Origin of the sequence: Pseudomonas sp. RA_5y_Pfl1_P24 (assembly GCF_963970945.1) — a bacterium.
GTDB lineage: Bacteria > Pseudomonadota > Gammaproteobacteria > Pseudomonadales > Pseudomonadaceae > Aquipseudomonas > Aquipseudomonas tritici.
Genome location: NZ_CAXAOJ010000004.1, coordinates 178239 through 199078, shown reverse-complemented (window position 1 = coordinate 199078; position 20840 = coordinate 178239). Strand labels below are relative to the sequence as shown.

Below are 20840 nucleotides of genomic sequence, written 5' to 3'. Positions count from 1 at the left end.
GATCATGGACAACTTGCCGCTGGAGCCGATGCTCGCAGTAATCGCCTTGCTGGTGTTATGGGCCGCGCTGTTTACCGCCATCGAAGCCGCGCAACAACACTTGCTGGCCTTGCGCCCGGGTACACGCCAGGGTGACAAGGCTGCCGCCCGCCTGAGCTTCCCGCGTAACAGCCTGATCCTGTGCAACAGCCTGTGTCGCGCCGCAGTGGTCATCCTCTGCACGCTGCTGGCGATCTATGCCTGGGCGCAGAACGGCCCCTGGCTCGGCTGGCTGATCTCCTGCTCGATCCTGCTGATACTCGCCGACTACCTGCCCCGTGCCCTCGCCGTTCGTTATCCGCAAGCGGTGCTGGGCTTTGGCAATACGCTTTTGGGCATGCCGCTGAAAATCCTTTACCCCCTTGCCTGGCTGCTCAATGGCATCAGCCTGTTACTGTTGCGTCCATTCGCACGTCAATCCGGCGTGGTGAAAAAGAGCGATGAACCGCTGCCCGACCACGACCACGACGAAACGGAACCGGAAGCCGACGAAGACCAGCGCCCCGGCATGCCCGGCATTCACGCCCTGGACAACATCACGGTCAACGACATCCTGGTACCGCGCAGCGAAGTGGACGGCATCAACCTGGATGACTCGGCCGAAGAAATCATCGAGCAACTGCGCACCTCCGAGCGTACGCGCCTGCCGGTGTTTCACAGTGATATCAACCAGGTCCAGGCGGTGCTCAACACGCGGCAGATCCAGCACCTGCTGCCCGACGCCAGCCTGACCAAGGAAGCGTTGCTCGCCGCCTGCCACGAACCCTATTTCGTTCCCGAAAGTACGCCGCTGCAACTGCAACTGCTGAACTTTCACAAGCAGCAGCGACGCCTGGGCATGGTGGTAGACGAGTACGGCGAAGTGCTGGGCATTGTCACCCTGGAAGATATCCTCGAAGAAATCGTCGGCGAATTCGAGAGCGAACAGAGTACCGACAACCCGCATATCGAAGCGCAACCGGATGGCCGCTATATCATCGATGGCGCCGCCTCGATCCGCGAACTGAACAAAAGCCTGAACTGGCACCTGCCCAGCGACGGCCCCAAGACGCTTAATGGCCTGGTGACCGAAGCACTGGAAACCATCCCAGACTGCGCGGTGTGCCTGAAAATCGGGCGCTATCGCCTGGAAATCCTCGAGACCGAGGACAACCGCGTGAGCAAGGTACTGATCTGGCATACCAGCAGGATGCCGGTGGCTGCCTGAATCAACTCGTTCCCTGTGGGAGCTGGCTTGTCGGATCGCCGCACCGCTGCGATAAAATCACTTCGGTTTCACTGAATGACCGATGTGCCTGCGTCGCAGCGGTGCGACGACTCGACAAGCCAGCTCCCACGTAGACCCCACTCCAAACCTTAGATCCTCGCCCCCCCCCTTGTTGTATCCGCAAACCCCTTCCTATAATCCCTGCGGCTTACCAGAGCCCCGCCAGACCGTGTGCTACCCGCACCCAACGCGTCCAGGCACCGCTTCATCCTGTCTGACCGGTGTTCGCTCCCATCCCGAGCCGCCCCGCGCACTACCCTGATCCATGGGTGTTCGACCAATAATAATCCGCGTTCAAACGCGCAACGACCATCAGGGATACTGCCATGAGCACCATCTATAACGAGGCCGCGCCCGCCGCCCCGACCAACTCGACTGCACGGGTTGCCACCGCGAGCATTGTCGGCACCGCCATCGAGTTCTACGATTTCTATATCTACGCCACGGCTGCTGCGCTGGTGATCGGCCCGGTGTTCTTCCCGCAGACCTCGGGCACCGCGCAGATGCTGGCGTCGTTCCTGACCTTTGGCATCGCCTTTATCGCCCGCCCGCTGGGCTCGGCGCTGTTCGGCCACTTCGGCGACCGCATCGGCCGCAAATCCACACTGGTGGCGTCCTTGCTGCTGATGGGCGTGTGCACCACGCTGATCGGCTTATTGCCCGGTTATGACAGCATCGGGGCCTGGGCGCCGATCCTGTTGTGCGTACTGCGTTTCGGCCAGGGCCTTGGCCTGGGCGGGGAATGGGGCGGCGCGGCACTGCTGGCGACCGAGAATGCGCCCAAGGGCAAACGCGCATGGTTCGGCATGTTTCCGCAGCTTGGGCCATCCATCGGGTTCCTGGCGGCCAACGGCTTGTTCCTGATCCTGGCCATGAGCCTGAACGACGAGCAATTTCGCAGCTGGGGCTGGCGCATTCCGTTCATCCTCAGCGCCGCGTTAGTGATGGTTGGCCTGTACGCACGGCTGAAGCTGCATGAAACCCCGGTATTCGCCAACGCCGTGGCCAAAGAAGCACCAATAAAAGTGCCGCTGGTGGAACTGTTCAGCCAGCATTGGCTGCCCGTACTGCTGGGCGCCATGTCCATGGTGGTGTGCTATGCGCTGTTCTATATCACCACGGCGTTTTCCCTAAGCTACGGCGTTTCGACCTTGGGCTACAGCCGTGAGACCTTCCTTGGCTTGTTGTGCTTCGCCGTGCTGTTCATGGGCCTGGCCACGCCGCTGGCAGCCCTGGCGAGTGATCGTTACGGGCGCAGGCCGGTGCTGATCGTCGGTGCGATCCTGGCGATCCTGTCGGGCTTCACCATGGAGCCGCTGCTGACCCACGGCTCGACCTGGGCGGTGGCGCTGTTCCTGGCCTTGGAGCTGTTCCTGATGGGCGTGACCTTCGCGCCGATGGGCGCCATGCTGCCGGAGTTGTTCCCAACGCGCGTGCGTTATACCGGCGCGTCGGCGGCGTATAACCTGGGTGGGATCGTTGGGGCTTCAGCGGCACCGTTCTTCGCGACCAAGCTGGTGGCGATGGGTGGGCTGAGTTATGTCGGTGGGTATGTGTCGGCGGCAGCGTTGCTCAGTTTGATTGCTGTGCTGTGCCTGAAAGAGACGCGGGATAATGACTTGAACAAGGTCGCCTGATAAACCCCCTTCGCGAGCAAGCCCGCTCCCACAGTTTGACCGCATTTATCCAATAGGAACGCGGTCGAATGCAGGAGCGGGCTTGCTCGCGAAAGGCGCGCCTCGATTACAGCTCGACTACAACGGCTTTGGAAGCACGGGTAGCCTTCGCCCGAGCCGCTTCAATCGATTCATCCCGCGCCAACGCCACACCCATCCGACGCTGCCCCTTCACTTCCGGTTTGCCAAACAGGCGCAACGCCGTGTCCGGTTCGCTCAACGCAGCGCCAAGGTTGGCGAACGCCGTCTGGGTCGACTGCCCTTCCACCAGGATCACCGCCGAAGCCGAAGGCCCGAACTGACGGATCAACGGAATCGGCAACCCCAGGATTGCGCGAGCGTGCAGCGCGAACTGCGACAAGTCCTGGGAAATCAGGGTTACCAAGCCCGTGTCATGCGGACGCGGCGATACTTCGCTGAACCACACCTGATCACCCTTGATGAACAACTCCACGCCAAACAGGCCACGGCCACCCAGGGACTCGGTCACGGCCTTTGCAACGCGCTCGGATTCGGCCAGCGCAATCGGGCTCATGGCCTGTGGCTGCCAGGATTCCTGGTAGTCGCCCTTCTCCTGACGATGGCCAACCGGTGCGCAGAACGTGGTGCCACCGACGTGACGCACCGTCAGCAAGGTGATTTCGTAGTCAAAGTCGATAAAGCCTTCGATGATCACCCGGCCTTTACCGGCTCGCCCGCCTTCTTGGGCGTAATCCCAGGCTTTCTGCACGTCGTCAGCGCTGCGCAACAGGCTCTGGCCCTTGCCCGACGAACTCATCACCGGCTTGACCACACAAGGGAAGCCCAGGTCTTGCACGGCCTTGCTGTAGTCTTCGAAGGTATCGGCGAAGTGGTACGGCGAGGTCGGCAGGTCCAGCTCTTCGGCGGCCAGGCGACGGATGCCTTCACGGTTCATGGTCAGCGAGGTAGCGCGCGCGGTCGGGATCACGGTGAAGCCTTCGGCTTCCAGCTCGACCAAGGTGGCAGTGGCGATGGCTTCGATTTCCGGCACGATGAAGTGCGGCTTCTCGGCTTCGATCACGGCACGCAGAGCGGCACCGTCGAGCATGTTGATGACGTGGCTACGGTGCGCCACCTGCATGGCCGGCGCGTTGGCGTAGCGATCCACGGCAATCACTTCAACGCCCAGGCGCTGCAGTTCGATTACCACTTCCTTGCCCAGCTCACCGCAGCCACACAGCAAAACGCGGGTCGCGGTTGGCGACAATGGAGTTCCGATTCGGGTCATCTCAGGTCCTCAGGGGGAGCGGATCATGGGGAGAAAGGCCGGCATTTTACATGAACTGTAAAAATTGGCCTCAGTTGGCGACGGCACGCTTGCGGATCCGCCACGCCATGATCAGCCACACCACCGTGACGCCGGCAAATTTCGACACCAGTGCGGTGCCCGCTACCGCGGGAGTGAGCGCGCCGATCAGGCCGAAAAAGATAAAGGTGTCGAGGGGAATGCTCAGCGCCGAACTGATCCACAGGCGGTCGTGGAGCGGGCGCTTGGTGATGCTGAACACCAGCCAGTCGATGCACTCGGAGACCGCAAACGCTGTGGCACTGGCCAGTGCGATAGAAGGGTCGGAGGTGATATACGACAGCCCCAGCGCCGCCAGCATGGCGAGGATTGCGCCGTGACCGAAGCGGGTTTGCACCATGTCGCGCAGGATAAACACCAGGCCACCCCAGGCGGACCAGATGACATCCAGGTGCGGGGCGGTGGAAAAGGCGAAGTTGATCAGCACGACACTGCTGATATAGGCGATCAGGAAGAGCATTGGGGGGGGCCTGTGGGTGATGCCGCACAGGGTACTTCACAATTGGAAAGATGTCGTCTGGGAGGGCCTCATCGCAGGCAAGCCAGCTCCCACATTCGACCGCGTTTAACCTGTTGGAACGCGGTCAAAATGTGGGAGCTGGCTTGCCTGCGATAGCGGTCTATCAGCCGCCAGGTTTCCCGGAAACCATAAACACCAACCCACCCGCCACCGCCCGCTCATGGCACAACCCCAACACCACCCGGCGCTCGGCATTGTCCATGCGGCTCCACCGCGTAATCTCATCTACCGTGCGCTGGCAGCCAGTACAAATATCGTCGTCATCCAATGCGCAAATGCTCACGCACGGCGACGCGACAGGGCGTTCACTCGGGTTCATTCTTCCTGCTCAACCAAGTCACGCGCATAACGCTGCGAGTTATGCACATAGTGCGCAGCGCTGGCTTCAAGCATGCGTTTTTGCGCGTCGGTCAACGCCCGCACCACCTTGCCTGGCGACCCCATCACCAGCGAACCATCAGGAATTTCCTTGCCCTCGCCGATCAGCGAGTTGGCGCCGATGATGCAGTGCTTGCCGATCTTCGCGCCGTTGAGGATCACCGCGTTAATGCCGATCAGGCTGTAATCATCCACCGTGCAACCGTGCAGCATGGCGTTATGACCAATGGTCACGCCGGTGCCCAGGGTCAGCGGGTAGCCCATGTCGGTGTGCATTACGCTACCATCCTGCACATTGCTGTTCTTGCCGATCAGGATCAGTTCGTTGTCGCCGCGCAACACCGCGTTGAACCAGACGTTGGCGCCCTCCTCCAGCTTGACCTTGCCCACCAGCGTGGCATTCGGTGCCACCCAGCTCTGTGGATGAGTCTCGACGCGGGCGTCGCCCAGGCGATATTTCATGATTTTCCCTCACGGCGTTGCCATTCAAACGATGGCTTAGATATTGATGAAGCTCTTGGGTGGCTGGTGCAGGCTGATGTTGGCGTCGTCATAGAGCAAATTGATCAGCTCGACGATCATGATCGCCGTCAGCCCCCAGATCTTGTATTCGCCAAACCGATAGCTGGGTACGTACCAACTGCGGCCCTGGTAATCGATTCGGTGGGTATGTTCGCGCGGGTCCTGTCGGAAAAAGTCCAAAGGCACGCTGAAAACAGCGGCAATCTCGGCATCATTGGCCAGGTATTCGACGTAATCGGGGATGACGCCTACATAAGGCGTGACCCGAATGCCGTGCAGGGAGATCAAAGGGCTCAGCGGGCCGATCACTTCGACCAGCCCAGGCGGCAGGCCGATTTCTTCTTCGGCCTCGCGCAGCGCGGTGAAGATCAGGTCCGGGTCTTCGGGGTCGCGGCGCCCGCCGGGAAAGGCCACTTCGCCACCATGGGTCGACAGGCCACTGGCGCGCAGGGTCAGGATCAGCTCAGGTTCGTCACTGCGGGTAATCGGCACCAGCACCGCGGCCTCGGGGAAACGCCCGTCAGTTTCCAGCATGTGGGGGGTGTGATTGCTTACCCGGCGAAGTAGCTCGTCCAGCATGAGTCATCTCGGTCTGTTGCCTACCTTGCATCATGCACCAAAGCTCGCGGGTGCCCAAGCCCAAAACCCGCGTAGTGTCGCTAAACGACAACTTGTTGCAGCGCCCTGCCCGTCACGCCAAGATAGACGCACTTTCCAGGAACCCCAGCATGAATTTCTGCAGCCAGTGCGGTAAACCGGTTTCCCAGCGCATCCCCGAAGGCGACGGCCGCCTGCGCTTTGTGTGTGATCACTGCCAAACCATTCACTATCAGAACCCCAACATCGTTGCCGGCACGGTGCCGGTGTGGGGCGAAAAAGTGCTGCTGTGCCGCCGCGCCATCGAGCCGCGCCTGGGTTACTGGACCCTGCCCGCCGGGTTCATGGAAAACGGCGAGACCGTCGAACAGGCCGCCGCCCGCGAAACCCTGGAAGAAGCCTGCGCGCGCGTGCACAACATGGCCATTTACACGCTGATTGACGTGCCGCATATCAACCAGGTGCATATCTTCTACCGCGCCGACCTGCTCGACCTGGACTTTGCCGCAGGCCCCGAAAGCCTGGAAGTGCAGTTGTTCGACGAAGCCGACATCCCCTGGTCCGAGCTGGCTTTCCGCACGGTCGGGCGGACCCTGGAATACTTTTTCGCTGACCGCCGACAGCAATACTTCCCGGTGCGCAGCGAGGCTGTACCGCCGCTGGGCAAGTCCGCCCCATGACACTAGGGATACCCGTTTCAATGCGTTGGTTGCTTGCTCTTATCTGCCTGTCGTTCGCGACCCTGTCGTCGGCCTCCACCGTAGAAACCCTGGGCGGCAAAACCGTCGAAAAAGTCCTGGTGCTCAAGTCCGCCCATCAGTTGCAACTGATCAACGACGGCAAGCCCATCAAGACCTACCGCATTTCCTTGGGCAAGAACCCCAAGGGCCACAAGCTGATCGAGGGCGACCGCCGCACACCAGAGGGCCTCTACTGGCTCGACTGGCGCAAGACCAGCGACCGCTTCAACCTGGCCATGCACATCTCCTACCCGAATATCAGCGACGCCGCCCGCGCTCGCCGCGAAGGCGTGAAGCCGGGCAGCATGATCATGATCCACGGCACCCCCGACACCGAGGATTACCCGGAACAGTGGTTTCACACCCTGGACTGGACCGACGGCTGCATCGGCATGCGCAACGTGGATATGCGTGAAGTGTGGAACCTGGTCAAAGACGGCACCCTGATCGAGATTCGTCCGTAATCTCGTACCGTTCGTAAAATAATTCAAAAAAAATTCCTGCCCCAGGCAGCGCCTGCCGGTGAATACCAGTTCACCAGGCCGGGCTGCACAGTTCTGCGCGCGATACAGACCTCTCTAATACCACTTGATACCAGGCCCCATTGCAGAGCCCTTAAACCATTGCTTGCACCGTTTTGGCTGCATTGACATGGTATTTAAGTGGTATTAATTTTCGGCCATTACCGGGCGACAACACTCCAATAACGCATCGGAAACCTGACAGATGAATCCCATCCTGGCCCTGCGCCCTGACGATAAACAACCCACGCCGCTGTACCTGCAATTGGCGCGCAAACTGGAAGCGGCGATCCATGCCGGCCAGTGGACGTCGGAACAGGCACTGCCGTCGGAACGCGTGCTCAGCGAGCAACTGAGCATCTCGCGAGTGACCGCTCGCAAAGCGCTGGAAGTGTTGTTTGCCCAAGGACTGATCCGCCGCAATCAAGGCTCCGGCACCTTTATTTCGCCACGCTTGGAACAGCCGCTGTCACGCTTGTCGGGGTTCAGCGAGATGTTGCGGCTCAAGGGCTTTGTGCCCACTTCCCAATGGCTGGAGCGCGAAATTACCCAGCCGACCCACGAAGAACTGATTCGCCTGGGGTTGTCGCCCGCCGACAAAGTGGCGCGCCTCAAGCGTTTGCGTAAGGCCGACGACACGGTGATGGCAATTGAAATGACCACCCTGCCCGCCTCGGTGCTGCCGCATCCGCAAGCCATTGGCAATTCGCTGTACGAATACCTGGAAGGCATCGGCAAACCTGTGGTGCGTGCCCTGCAGCACATCCAGGCGATCAACGCCTCGGATGAGTTCGCCAAGCTGGTGGGCATCGCCCCCGGCACCGCCATGCTGCTGATGATCCGGGTGGGCTACACCGCCGATAACACGCCCATCGAGATTACCGACACCTACTGCCGCAACGACTACTACGACTTCGTCGCAGAGCTGCGCCGCCATGATTACTCCGCTGAACTGCGACTCTAGAGAACTGCCCATGTCCGAAGACAATATCCTCACGCCCGCCGGCTGGATTCGCGGCCGGCTGGTGCACGAACACGGCAAGGTAACCGCCATTGACGGCGTGCCCTGCGACCCAGCGGAAAACGATTTGCCTTACCTGCTGCCTGGCTTTATCGACCTGCACGTGCACGGCGGTGGCGGCAAAGACATCATGGAAGGCTTGGAGGCCTTCGAGACGATTACCCGCACACACGTGCGTTTTGGTACGACCTCGCTGCTGGCTACCACCATGACTGCACCGGTCGACGAGATTTCCAGCGTGCTCGGCCAACTCGGCAGCTTCTGCGAGCAGCGCCCGACAGGCAGCGCCCGCGTACTCGGTGTGCATTTGGAAGGGCCCTACATCAATCCGGGAAAACTCGGCGCCCAACCCAATTTCGCCCACACCGCGTTGATGGCAGAAGTGGAAGCCTACCTGCGCCTGGCGCCGATCCGCGTGATCACCATCGCCCCGGAAATCGCCGGGCACGACGCTCTGATCCGCGCCCTCAGCGAACGCGGTGTGCGCATGCAGATCGGCCACACACTCGGCAGCTATGAAGAAGGTGTTGCAGCCCTTGCCGCCGGTGCCACCAGCTTCACCCATTTGTACAACGCCATGAGCCCGCTGCATCACCGCGAGCCCGGCATCGTCGGCGCGGCCCTGGCTCACGCGAAATATGCAGAACTGATCCCGGACCTGCTCCACGTGCACCCCGGCGCCATGCGCGTGGCGCTGCGTTCGATCCCGTGCCTGTATTGCGTCACCGATTCCACCGCCGCCGCCGGCATGCCCGATGGCGAGTACAAGCTGGGCAGCCACACCGTGACCAAATGCCTGGGTGGCGTGCGCCTGGCCGACGGCACCCTGGCCGGCAGCACGCTGACCATGGACCAGGCGCTGCGCAACCTGGTGAAAATCGGCCTGCCCATCAGCGAAGCCTCACAACGCCTGTCGCAATTTCCTGCGGACTACCTGGGCCTGGAAGAACGCGGCCGCCTGCAAACCGGCAGCTTTGCCGACTGCGTACGCCTGGACCGCTCCCTGATACTCACCGACGTAATGGTCGAAGGAGAAACCATTGACTTCAAAAATGCTTGAAGAGGCCCTGGCCTCCTGCGACGCCGTCGCCGCCCAACTGCAACGCCTGGACCCGGCGCTGGAAGAAATCGCCGGCCGCCTGCGCCGTCAGCCGCCACACGTGGCGATGACCATCGCGCGTGGCAGCTCGGACCATGCCGCCAGCTTCTTCGCCTACTTGGCCATGCAGCATGTGGGCATTCCGGTGGCGTCATTGCCCATGTCGGTGGTGACCTTGCTGCAGGCGCCGATGAAAGTCAGCGGCCAGGTGGTGTTTGGTTTCTCCCAGTCGGGCCAGAGCCCGGACCTGGTCAACAGCCTGCGCCTGCTGCGCAAGCGCGGCGCCTTGAGCATTTCGCTGGTCAACGCCGAAGACTCGCCGCTGGAAGCCGCCTGCGAGTTTCATATACCGCTGTGTGCAGGCCCGGAACAGAGCGTGGCCGCGACCAAGAGTTTTATCGCCACCCTCAGCGCCATTGCGCGATTGATCGGCCACTGGAACGGCGACGCCGAGCTGCTGCAAGCCTGTCGCGCCCTGCCCGATGACCTGCGCGCCGCCGCCCAACAGGACTGGAGCATCGCCATCGATGCCCTGCGCGACTGCCAGCAACTGATGGTCATCGGCCGAGGCGCCGGTTTTGCCATCGCCCAGGAAGCCGCGCTCAAGCTCAAGGAAACCTCGGCGATCCAGGCCGAAGCCTTCAGCAGCGCCGAGGTGCGTCACGGCCCGATGGCCCTGATTGGCGACAACTACCCATTGCTGGTTTTTGCCCCACGCGGTGCCGAGCAAGCCGGCCTGTTGAGCCTGGCCGCCGATATGCGCCAGCGCGGTGCACGCGTTTTGCTGGCCGCGCCGGACGATATCGCCGAGCGCGACCTGCCCCTGAGCCGCGCCGAACACCCAAGTCTGGACCCGATCCTGGCGATCCAGAGCTTTTACGTCATGGCTGCGGGTTTAGCCGAAGCCCGGGGCATGAATCCCGACCAGCCACGCCACCTGAGCAAAGTCACTCGCACTCACTGAGTCGATTGCCGTGTTTTCCTGATGAGTACCGTGCCGATGTCCAAGAACAATAATGATCTGACCCTCAGCGCTCCCCTCACCGGGCCGGTGCTGGCCCTGGGCAACGTTCCCGACGAAGTGTTCGCCAGCGGCGCGATGGGCGACGGCATTGCCATCGACCCGCTGAACGATTGCCTGCACGCACCGTGTGACGGGGTGATCATCCATGTCGCCCGCACCGGGCATGCGCTGACCATTCGCGCCGATAACGGCGCCGAAGTGTTGATGCATGTGGGCATCGACACGGTCGAGCTGAAGGGCGAAGGCTTTGCCTTGTTGGTGAAGGACGGCGCGCGGGTCAGCAAGGGCCAGGCGTTGGTGCAGTTTGACCTGGACCGCATTGCGCGCCAGTGCAAGAGCCTGGTCAGCCTGATCATCCTGACCAATGGCGAGCGCTTCGAGTTGCGCGCGGTAGCGGGGAAAACGGTCAAGGTCGGCGAGCCGCTGGTGCAGATCGTGGCGCGTTCGGCGGCGTCGGCTCAAGCGCCTGTGGATAACTCGGAAGCTGAAGCCAGCGCTAACGTGCGCATCACCCATCGGGGCGGTTTGCATGCGCGCCCGGCGGCATTAGTGCGCAAGGCCGCCCAGGGTTTCAGCAGCCAGGCACAGCTGCAGTTCGGCGATAAGTCGGCGTCGTGCGACAGCCTGATTGGCTTGATGGGTTTGGGCATTGGCGAGGGTGACGAAGTCCGTGTGAGCTGTCGCGGCAAGGATGCAGAGGCCGCGTTGCAGGCGTTGGTCGCGGCCTTGTCCGCTGCTATCAAAGAAGAACACCACGCCCCTGCCATCGTCGCGCCACGCCGGGCAAATACCGAAGTCGGCGTGTTGCAAGGCGTGTGTGCTGCGCCGGGGTTGGTCTGCGGGCCGCTGTTCCGCCTGACCGGCATCGAACTGCCAGCCGACACCGGCAACCATTCTGCCGACGAACAACTGCAACACCTGGACGCTGCGCTGGAGCAAGTGCGCAGTGAAATCCGCACGACACTGGAGCACGCCCGCCAGCGTAAGAACGTCGAGGAAGAGGACATCTTCGCGGCGCATCTCGCCTTGCTGGAAGACCCGACACTGCTGGAAGCGGCCACCGGCGCCATCGAAAACGGCAGCGCCGCTACCCACGCCTGGCGCAATGCGATCCAGGCGCAATGCGCGGTGTTGCTGGCCTTGGGCAAACCCCTGTTCGCCGAACGTTCAAATGATCTACGGGATTTGCAACAACGCGTATTGCGCGCACTGCTGGGGGAAGCCTGGCACTTCGAATTGCCTGCAGGTGCGATCGTCAGCGCCCATGAGTTGACGCCGTCGGACCTGCTGCAATTGAGTGCCCAGGAGGCTGCCGGCATCTGCATGGCCGAAGGCGGCGCCACGTCCCATGTGGCAATCCTGGCCCGTGGCAAAGGCTTGCCGTGTGTGGTGGCGCTGGGCGCCGACGTGCTCGACGTGCCCCAAGGCCAGCGCGTGGTACTCGACGCCGTCAATGGCCGTCTGGAATTGGAGCCCACCGAAGCGCGTCACGCCGAAGTGCACCAGATTCGTAACGCACAGAACCTGCGTCGCCAACAGCAACAGGCCCAAGCCCAGGAGCCGGCGCGCTCCCGCGATGGCGTGACCATTGAAGTCGCGGCCAATGTCGCCTCCAGTGCCGAAGCCCAGGTGGCCTTTGAAAACGGCGCTGATGGCGTCGGCCTGCTGCGCACCGAATTTCTCTTCGTCGACCGCTGCACCGCGCCGGATGAGCAGGAACAACGTCACGCCTATCAGGCAGTGCTGGATGCCATGGGCGACAAGTCCGTGATCATCCGCACCATCGATGTGGGTGGCGACAAGCAGCTCGACTACTTGCCACTACCTGTCGAAGCTAACCCGGTGCTGGGCCTGCGCGGTATTCGCCTGGCTCAGGTCCGCCCCGACGTGCTCGACCAGCAATTGCGTGCCCTGCTGCAAGTAAGCCCGCTGGCGCGGTGCCGCATCCTGCTGCCGATGGTCAGCGAAGTGGATGAGCTGCTGCACATCCGCCAGCGCCTGGATGAACTGTGCGTAGAGCTGGAACTGACCCAACGCCCCGAACTCGGTGTGATGATCGAAGTGCCCGCCGCCGCACTGATGGCCGACCAGTTGGCCAAGCACGCAGACTTCCTGTCCATCGGCACCAATGACCTGTCCCAGTACACCCTGGCGATGGACCGCGACCACGCCGGCCTCGCCGCGCGGGTCGACGCGTTGCACCCGGCGCTGTTGCGGCTGATCGCCCAGACCTGTGCAGGGGCTGCGAAACACGGGCGCTGGGTGGGTGTATGTGGCGCCCTCGCCTCCGACCCGCTGGCTACGCCGGTGCTGATCGGCCTGGGCGTCAGCGAACTGTCGGTGAGCCCGCCGCAGATCGGCGAAATCAAGGACCGCGTCCGCCACCTGGACGCGGCGCAATGCCGGCAATTAAGCCAAGGCCTGCTCGACCTGAGCTGCGCAAAGGCCGTTCGCCAAGCCTGTCAACACCACTGGCCGTTGAGCTGATAACAACAACAAAAGGAGACACGCCATGTACCAACATTTCATCGAAGGCCTGCAACGCCTGGGCCGTGCACTCATGTTGCCGATTGCGATCCTGCCGATTGCCGGCCTGCTGCTGCGCCTGGGCGACACCGACCTGCTGAACATCGCGGTGATGCACGACGCCGGGCAGGCGATCTTCGCCAACCTGGCACTGATCTTCGCCATCGGCATCGCCGTGGGTTTCGCCCGCGACAACAACGGCACAGCGGGGTTGGCCGGGGCGATTGGTTACCTGGTGATGGTCTCCACGCTCAAGGTGATGGACACGTCCATCAACATGGGCATGCTCGCCGGTATCGCCAGCGGCTTGATGGCGGGCGGGCTGTATAACCGCTTCAAGGACATCAAGCTGCCGGAGTACCTGGCGTTCTTTGGTGGGCGGCGGTTTGTGCCGATTGTTACCGGGTTCAGCGCGGTCGGGCTGGGGGTGATCTTTGGTTTGATCTGGCCGCCGATCCAGCAAGGCATCAACAGCTTTGGCGTGCTGCTGATGGAAAGCGGCAGCATTGGCGCCTTCGTGTTTGGCGTGTTTAACCGCCTGCTGATCGTCACTGGCCTGCACCATATCCTCAACAATATGGCGTGGTTTGTGTTTGGCACCTTTACCGATCCGGCGACCGGTGCGGTAGTGACCGGCGACCTCACCCGCTACTTCGCGGGCGACCCGAAAGGCGGCCAGTTCATGACCGGCATGTTCCCGGTGATGCTGTTCGGCCTACCTGCCGCGTGCCTGGCGATGTACCGCAATGCACTGCCGGAACGACGCAAGGTGATGGGCGGGATTTTCCTGTCGATGGCGCTGACCTCCTTCTTGACCGGGGTGACCGAGCCGATTGAATTTGCGTTCATGTTTCTTGCGCCGTTTCTGTACCTGATTCACGCCGTGCTGACGGGCTTGTCGATGGCTGTCACCAATATGCTGAATATCCACCTGGGGTTTACCTTCTCCGGTGGGTTTATCGACATGGTGCTGGGTTGGGGCAAGTCCACCAATGGTTGGTTGGTGTTCCCGGTTGGGCTGGCTTATGCGGTGATTTACTACAGCGTGTTCAACTACTGCATTCGTCGCTTCAACCTGAAGACACCGGGCCGGGAAGATATCCAGGTGGTCCAGGCTGAGGTAATGACGGATAACCAGCGGGCCAGTGCCTACATCCGTGCGTTGGGCGGTTCGGCCAATCTGTTGAGTGTCGGCGCCTGTACGACGCGCCTGCGTTTGGACATGGTTGATCGCACCAAGGCGGTGGACTCGGAGCTCAAAGCACTGGGCGCCATGGCCGTAGTTCGGCCGGGGAACGGCGGGAGTTTGCAGGTGGTGGTCGGGCCGATGGCGGATAGCATTGCTGATGAGATTCGCTTGGCGATGCCGTCGTTTGTTGCCAGTGCACCGGTGACGGCTGCGCCTGTGGATAAGCCGGTGACGGTGAATGTGCAGGAGGCCGAGAAATGGCTGAGCGCGTTGGGTGGCCGCGGGAATGTGCGGGAGTTGGAAGCGGTGGCGATGACCCGGTTGCGGGTAGAGCTGGGGGATGATTCGGGGTTGTCTGAAGCTGATCTCACTGCGCTGGGTTGCCAAGGCGTCAGCCAGCTGGAAAGCGGTGTTTGGCACCTGTTGATTGGTGACAAGGCTTTAGGGTTAGGCGAGGCATTGGAGCGGTTGGTTACCCGTCCAATCAACGCCTGACCACTCTGTGGCGAGGGAGCTTGCTCCCTCGCCACAGAGTGGGTGGGGTCAGTTGCTGATCGGTACTTCCTGTAGGTCCAACACCCGATCGACCATCAACTGGATACCTTCCACCATCCGATGAATCCCCAGCACTGCATCTCGCTGCGGGCCGTCGACATCAAAAGCCAGATTGCCCGCCAGTGCCTGCACGGATGCCGGGTCTTGGGAAGCATTGGCGAGTAGGGTTTCGCTGTTCAGGTTGGGTAGTACGGTGAAGAGTTGGTCGGTGGGCTGAGAATCAGATGGAGGATTTGGACTGTTTTTGATCATGGTAAAACTCCTAACAAAAAGTGGGAGCTACCGACATCACTTGCAGATGATGGGTGGCAGCTGTGTACGGGTCTGCAAGACCGAGTTGTTAGGAACCTCGGCAGACCCGAGGGTCTCCCGCACACAGCCACCATGACTCAATAACCGCTGTATGAAAGCGGCATGATTATAGGTGCGCTGTTCAGCACTAACAAATTATCGGCGGGCTTGCAGTCCCGGTCACTGAATTGGCAGCGACTGGCAAAGGTTAGTGAGGTGAGTTCCGAGGGACAACCTGAAAGGCTCGTGGGAAATCTCCGAGAGCTCAAGATATCGCAGGCAACGAAAACCCGGCCAAAGCCGGGCTCTTTAATCTCGGTTACTCAATCCGAGCAAACCGCTCAATAACAGGCTGTTCTCTATGCTCTGCCTGCCACAGGTCATAACTGCTCTGCATTGAGAGCCACATCTGGGCCTTGCTGATGCCTGCGCGCTCAAGCCGCACAGCTAGATCAGGGCTAACAGGCGCATGCCCATGAAGAATTCTTGAAAAGGTTTCCCTAGCGAAACCCAGGCGTCGAGCAACTTCAGTGATCGTCATTCCAAGCCCGGGAATGACATCCTCAAGCAGTATTTCCCCTGGGTGAGGAGGATTGTGCATACCCATAAACAGACCCCTTCTCAGTGGTAATCCAGATAGTCGACCAGCTCGACTTGATCGTCATACATACGAAAAATGATGCGCCAGTTACCACTGATGCTCACTGACCAGTAGTCGACAAGATCTCCCTTCAAGCGATGGAAGCGCCAACCTGGCAGTTCCAGATCACTCCAATGAATCGCGCTATCTAAAATCAGCAAGACACGGCGCAAGCGATTCACGTGGTTGGCATTGATCCCTTTCGTTGAGCCCGTTTCATAAAAGATGCGAAGGCCTTTATGTTTCCAACTAACGATCACGGCGCGATTGTGACGTTATACATCACGCCCTGCAATAGCCGCATATCAGTTCTGGTCGTCAGACTCATAACATTCCACCACTGAGAAAATGCAAAGCAGGGAGGCTAGGGAGAGGAGTTCCGAGGGACAACCTGAAAGGCTTGTGGGAAAGATCTGAGGCGCCTGCGATGAGGCCCCACAGACAACAAGAAACCCGCTGACCATACTGGCCCAGCGGGTTTCTTGTTTTTGCAGCGTGCGAGTTAAAAATCCGCCAACTGCCACACCTCATACGCCGGTGTCTCATACGGGTGGCTAAGCTTGAGTGCAGCCACGACCGCCGCAATCAATTCATCCGCCACCACGAGCTCAACCTTCCATTCCTCAACCACTTCAACCTGGCCCACCTGCCCAATAAACGGCTGGCTGCCGTCCATTGCGCGAAATTGACCCTGGCCCAGCACTTGCCAGGCGCAGCTGTCGTAGCTGCCGATGCGCCCGCCGCCGGCTGCGAAGACGGCGGCTTTCACCGTCTCCACATGGCTGTCGGGCACGAAGAAGGCGAGCTTGTACACCGTCTTAGTTCACCCACGCGCGTGCGTTGCGGAACATGCGCATCCAGGCGCCGTCTTCGCTCCACTCCTCCGGGCGCCACGAGTTTTGCACGGCGCGGAAGACACGCTCCGGGTGCGGCATCATGATGGTCACGCGACCGTCGCGGCTGGTGAGGCCGGTGATCCCGCGCGGCGAGCCGTTCGGGTTGGCCGGGTAGGTCTCGGTGACCTTGCCGTGGTTGTCGACGAAACGCAGCGCCACGGTGCCGGACAGGTCGGCTGCGAGCAGGGCTTCTTCGCTGGCGAACTCGGCATGGCCTTCACCGTGGGCGATGGCGATGGGCATGCGCGAACCGGCCATGCCTTGCAGGAAGATCGAGTTGGATTCCTGCACCTGCACCATGGCAACACGGGCTTCGAACTGCTCGGAACGGTTGCGCACAAAGTGCGGCCAGAACTCACTGCCCGGAATCAGTTCGCTGAGGTTAGACATCATCTGGCAACCGTTGCACACACCCAGGGTGAAGCTGTCGTTGCGCTCGAAGAAACCCTGGAACGCGTCGCGGGCACGGCTGTTGAACAGGGCCGATTTGGCCCAGCCTTCACCGGCACCCAACACGTCGCCGTAGGAGAAGCCGCCGCAGGCGACGAGGCCCTTGAACTCATTGAGGTCAACGCGACCGGCGAGAATGTCGCTCATGTGCACGTCGATCGCATTGAAGCCGGCGCGGTCGAACGCGGCCGCCATTTCCACCTGGCCGTTGACGCCCTGCTCACGCAGAACCGCAACGTGTGGACGAATGCCTTTCTTGATGTAAGGCGCGGCGATGTCCTGGTTGACGTCGAAGCTGAGCTTGGTGCTCAGGCCCGGGTTGTCTTCTTCCAGGATCAGGTCGAACTCCTGCTCAGCGCACTCGACGTTGTCACGCAGACGCTGGATCTGGAAGCTGGTCTCGGCCCACTGGCGTTGCAGCAAGCGGCGCTGGCCGGCAAACACGGTGTCGCCGTTGAAAGATATGTTGATCTCGCCGTTGTTGATCGGCTGGCCGATCACTGCCACGCAGTCGTCCAGGCCGGCGGCGCTGAATTGGGCGAGTACGTCTGGGGTCGCGTCCTGGCGCACCTGGATCACGGCGCCCAGCTCTTCGTTGAACAGGATGCCGTTGATTTCAGACGCATCCTCGGCAACGCTGTCGAGCACGATGTTCAGGCCGCAGTGACCGGCGAAAGCCATTTCCACGACGCTGGTCAGCAAGCCGCCATCGGAACGGTCGTGGTAGGCCAGCAGGTGGCCGTCGGCATTCAGGCCCTGGATCACGGCGAAGAAGGCTTTGAGGTCTTCGGCGTCGTCGACATCCGGCGCGTGCTTGCCGAGCTTGCCATGGGTCTGTGCCAGGATCGACGCGCCCATGCGGTTCTGGCCACGGCCGAGGTCGATCAGGATCAGGTCGGTGGTGCCCTTGTCCATGCGCAGTTGCGGGGTCAGGGTGTGGCGGATGTCGGTGACCGGTGCAAAACCGGTAACGATCAGCGACAGCGGCGAGGTGACGCTCTTGTCGGTGCCGTCTTCGTTCCAGCGGGTGGCCATGGACATGGAGTCCTTGCCTACCGGAATGGTGATGCCCAGCTCCGGGCACAGCTCCATGCCGACTGCTTTAACCGTGTCATACAGGCGTGCATCTTCACCCGGGTGACCGGCAGCGGACATCCAGTTGGCCGACAGTTTGATGTCGGACAATTTACCGATACGCGAAGCCGCGATGTTGGTGAGGGTTTCACCAATCGCCATGCGGCCCGACGCCGGAGCGTCCAGCAGGGCCAGCGGCGTACGCTCGCCCATGGCCATGGCTTCACCGGTGTAGACGTCGAAGCTGGTGGCGGTGACGGCAACGTCTGCCACCGGAACCTGCCACGGGCCGACCATTTGGTCACGGGCAACCAGGCCAGTGATGGTGCGGTCGCCGATGGTGATCAGGAAGCTTTTGCTCGCCACGGCTGGGTGGTGCAGCACGCGTTCGATGCTGTCGGCCAGCTCCAGGGGGCTTGGGTCGAAATCATCGCCCAGCTCGGCTTCACGCACGGCCGAACGGTGCATGCGCGGGGCTTTGCCCAGCAGCACTTCGAGCGGCATGTCCACCGGGCTGTTGCCGAAGTGGCTGTCGGTGACGGTCAGTTGCGGCTCGGCCGTGGCTTCGCCGACCACGGCAAACGGGCAACGCTCGCGTTCGCAGATGGCCTGGAAGCGCGCGAAGTCTTCAGGGCCAACGGCCAGAACGTAGCGTTCCTGGGATTCGTTGCTCCAGATTTCGTGCGGGGCCATGCCCGGTTCGTCGTTTGGAATGTTGCGCAGTTCGAAACGGCCGCCACGGTCGCCATCGTTGACCAGTTCGGGGAAGGCGTTGGACAAACCACCGGCGCCGACGTCGTGGATGAAGCTGATCGGGTTCTTGTCACCTAACTGCCAGCAACGGTCGATGACTTCCTGGCACCGGCGCTCCATCTCTGGGTTCTCGCGCTGTACCGAAGCGAAGTCCAGGTCCGCCGAGCTGGTGCCGGTGGCCATGGAGGACGCTGCACCGCCGCCCAGGCCGATCAACATCGCCGGGCCGCCGAGGACGATCAGCTTGGAGCCGACCAGGATCTCGCCTTTCTTGACGTGTTCTTCACGGATGTTGCCCATGCCGCCGGCCAACATGATCGGCTTGTGGTAGCCGCGCACTTCATCGCCACGCGGGGTGGTGATGGACTGTTCGAAGGTACGGAAATAACCGGTCAACGCCGGACGACCGAATTCGTTGTTGAACGCGGCGCCGCCCAGCGGGCCTTCGATCATGATGTCGAGTGCGGTCACGATGCGCTCAGGCTTGCCGTACGGCACTTCCCACGGCTGTTCGAAGCCGGGGATCTGCAGGTTGGACACGGTGAAACCGGTGAGGCCAGCCTTGGGCTTGGCGCCACGGCCGGTAGCACCTTCGTCGCGGATTTCGCCGCCGGAACCGGTGGCTGCGCCAGGGAACGGGGCAATCGCGGTCGGGTGGTTGTGGGTTTCAACCTTCATCAGGATGTGCACCGGCTCCTGCACCGCGCCGTACTGGCGGGTCTCAGGGTCCGGGAAGAAACGGCCGGCAACAGAGCCGACGATGACCGAGGCGTTGTCCTTATAAGCCGACAGAACGCCTTCGCTGTGCATCACGTAGGTGTTCTTGATCATGCCGAACAGGCTTTTTTCCTGGCTCTCGCCGTCGATGTCCCAACTGGCGTTGAAGATCTTGTGACGACAGTGCTCGGAGTTGGCCTGGGCAAACATCATCAGTTCGATGTCGTGAGGGTTGCGCTTCAAGCCGTTGAAGGCGTTGACCAGGTAGTCGATCTCGTCTTCGGCCAGGGCCAGGCCCAACTCGCTGTTGGCCTTCTCAAGGGCGGCGCGGCCACCGCCGAGCACGTCAATCGCGGTCAGCGGCTTGGGCTCGGCGTGGCTGAACAGGCCGGCAGCCTGTTCCATCTGGCTGACGATGATCTGGGTCATGCGGTCGTGCAGGCTGCTGGCGATCAACTCGGCGTCGGCATCGCTGAACTGGCCTGCGACATAGAAGGCAATACCACGCTCCAGGCGCTGGATTTTTTCCAGGCCACAGTTACGGGCGATATCGCTGGCCTTGCTCGACCAGGGCGAAATGGTGCCGAACCGTGGCAGAACCAGAAACAAGCGGCCATTGGGCTCTTGAACGGGAACGCTCGGGCCGTACTTCAGAAGGCGTGCGAGCACTTGCTGTTCGTCGGCGGCCAACACGCCGGTAACGTCGGCGAAGTGAGCAAATTCAGCATACAGGCCTGTAACCGCTGGAACCTTCTGGCTCAGTTGCTCAAGGAGTTTGCTGTGGCGAAAGGCAGAAAGGGCAGGAGCGCCGCGCAGGATCAACATCTTCGGGACAGCCTCGGGAAGGGGTGTGCTTTGAGGCCGTGCATTCTAGCGTAAACCGCCGCCAACGGCACCCGAAACGCTACCGGTGGCGACTGCCAGACGTCAGTTGGCCGGATTGCACCGCTTTTGAGGGGGCGTCCGGGGTATTCCGCGCAGTTATTTTAACCGTCACAATCCCTCGCCAAGCCCCGTT

The 20840-nt window shown here is 61.5% G+C and carries 19 protein-coding genes; 9 read left to right on the top strand and 10 right to left on the bottom strand.

Features of this window, described 5'->3' with window-relative positions; all coding sequences use genetic code 11:
- Positions 1–4 precede the first annotated feature (4 nt).
- A complete protein-coding gene (locus AACY30_RS07830) occupies positions 5–1246 on the top strand; it encodes a transporter associated domain-containing protein (protein ID WP_339470055.1) in 1242 nt (413 codons plus the stop codon).
- 386 nt (positions 1247–1632) lie between these two features.
- Complete coding sequence (locus AACY30_RS07825; protein ID WP_339470054.1) at positions 1633–2943, top strand: MFS transporter; 1311 nt, start codon at positions 1633–1635, stop codon at positions 2941–2943.
- Positions 2944–3049: 106 nt separating this feature from the next.
- Here AACY30_RS07825 and purT read toward each other — a convergent pair whose 3' ends face one another.
- The 5 genes from purT to AACY30_RS07800 all read right to left on the bottom strand — a co-directional run bounded on the left by purT (position 3050) and on the right by AACY30_RS07800 (position 6308).
- On the bottom strand, positions 3050–4231 hold the full coding sequence (gene purT / locus AACY30_RS07820) for a formate-dependent phosphoribosylglycinamide formyltransferase (RefSeq protein WP_314567802.1): 1182 nt from the start codon (positions 4229–4231) through the stop codon (positions 3050–3052).
- Between the two features lie 70 nt (positions 4232–4301).
- Positions 4302–4769 (bottom strand): VUT family protein, encoded by a 468-nt coding sequence (locus tag AACY30_RS07815; RefSeq protein ID WP_339540110.1) that lies wholly within the window; start codon positions 4767–4769, stop codon positions 4302–4304.
- Positions 4770–4932: 163 nt separating this feature from the next.
- Entirely contained in the window at positions 4933–5148 is a 216-nt protein-coding gene (locus AACY30_RS07810; RefSeq protein WP_065874560.1) for a DUF1289 domain-containing protein, read from the bottom strand.
- Positions 5145–5669, bottom strand: a complete 525-nt coding sequence (locus AACY30_RS07805; protein WP_339417316.1) for a gamma carbonic anhydrase family protein — start codon at positions 5667–5669, stop codon at positions 5145–5147. The genes AACY30_RS07810 and AACY30_RS07805 overlap by 4 nt, the downstream gene beginning before the upstream one ends.
- A 36-nt stretch (positions 5670–5705) precedes the next feature.
- Positions 5706–6308: a CoA pyrophosphatase gene (locus AACY30_RS07800; RefSeq protein WP_339470767.1), complete on the bottom strand. Its 603-nt coding sequence runs from the start codon at positions 6306–6308 to the stop codon at positions 5706–5708.
- 149 nt (positions 6309–6457) lie between these two features.
- Here AACY30_RS07800 and AACY30_RS07795 point away from each other — a divergent pair, with 149 nt between their 5' ends.
- The 7 genes from AACY30_RS07795 (at position 6458) to nagE (ending at position 14941) form a co-directional block, all read left to right on the top strand.
- Positions 6458–7006 carry an NUDIX hydrolase gene (locus tag AACY30_RS07795; RefSeq protein WP_339540109.1) on the top strand — a complete coding sequence of 183 codons (549 nt, stop codon included), beginning with the start codon at positions 6458–6460 and terminating at the stop codon, positions 7004–7006.
- A gap of 20 nt (positions 7007–7026) precedes the next feature.
- The gene (locus AACY30_RS07790; RefSeq protein ID WP_049711666.1) at positions 7027–7530 is read left to right on the top strand and encodes a L,D-transpeptidase family protein; all 504 of its coding nucleotides are present in this window, start codon (positions 7027–7029) and stop codon (positions 7528–7530) included.
- A gap of 262 nt (positions 7531–7792) precedes the next feature.
- Positions 7793–8551, top strand: a complete 759-nt coding sequence (locus AACY30_RS07785; RefSeq protein ID WP_339540108.1) for a GntR family transcriptional regulator — start codon at positions 7793–7795, stop codon at positions 8549–8551.
- Between the two features lie 10 nt (positions 8552–8561).
- A complete protein-coding gene (gene nagA / locus AACY30_RS07780) occupies positions 8562–9668 on the top strand; it encodes an N-acetylglucosamine-6-phosphate deacetylase (RefSeq protein WP_339417321.1) in 1107 nt (368 codons plus the stop codon).
- Positions 9649–10671: an SIS domain-containing protein gene (locus tag AACY30_RS07775; RefSeq protein ID WP_339540107.1), complete on the top strand. Its 1023-nt coding sequence runs from the start codon at positions 9649–9651 to the stop codon at positions 10669–10671. The genes nagA and AACY30_RS07775 overlap by 20 nt, the downstream gene beginning before the upstream one ends.
- A 36-nt stretch (positions 10672–10707) precedes the next feature.
- The gene (gene ptsP / locus AACY30_RS07770) at positions 10708–13218 is read left to right on the top strand and encodes a phosphoenolpyruvate--protein phosphotransferase (RefSeq protein WP_339540106.1); all 2511 of its coding nucleotides are present in this window, start codon (positions 10708–10710) and stop codon (positions 13216–13218) included.
- A gap of 25 nt (positions 13219–13243) precedes the next feature.
- A complete protein-coding gene (gene nagE / locus AACY30_RS07765; protein ID WP_339540105.1) occupies positions 13244–14941 on the top strand; it encodes an N-acetylglucosamine-specific PTS transporter subunit IIBC in 1698 nt (565 codons plus the stop codon).
- Positions 14942–14989: 48 nt separating this feature from the next.
- Here nagE and AACY30_RS07760 read toward each other — a convergent pair whose 3' ends face one another.
- The 5 genes from AACY30_RS07760 to purL form a co-directional block, all read right to left on the bottom strand.
- Complete coding sequence (locus tag AACY30_RS07760) at positions 14990–15253, bottom strand: DUF6124 family protein (protein WP_339540104.1); 264 nt, start codon at positions 15251–15253, stop codon at positions 14990–14992.
- A 358-nt stretch (positions 15254–15611) separates the two neighbouring features.
- On the bottom strand, positions 15612–15899 hold the full coding sequence (locus AACY30_RS07755) for a HigA family addiction module antitoxin (RefSeq protein ID WP_010207958.1): 288 nt from the start codon (positions 15897–15899) through the stop codon (positions 15612–15614).
- 14 nt (positions 15900–15913) lie between these two features.
- Positions 15914–16192 (bottom strand): type II toxin-antitoxin system RelE/ParE family toxin, encoded by a 279-nt coding sequence (locus tag AACY30_RS07750; protein ID WP_015885715.1) that lies wholly within the window; start codon positions 16190–16192, stop codon positions 15914–15916.
- 242 nt (positions 16193–16434) lie between these two features.
- Positions 16435–16746 (bottom strand): NGG1p interacting factor NIF3, encoded by a 312-nt coding sequence (locus tag AACY30_RS07745; RefSeq protein WP_339417325.1) that lies wholly within the window; start codon positions 16744–16746, stop codon positions 16435–16437.
- Between the two features lie 4 nt (positions 16747–16750).
- Positions 16751–20647, bottom strand: coding sequence for a phosphoribosylformylglycinamidine synthase (gene purL, locus AACY30_RS07740; RefSeq protein ID WP_339540103.1), 3897 nt, complete (start codon positions 20645–20647; stop codon positions 16751–16753).
- Positions 20648–20840: the final 193 nt, after the last annotated feature.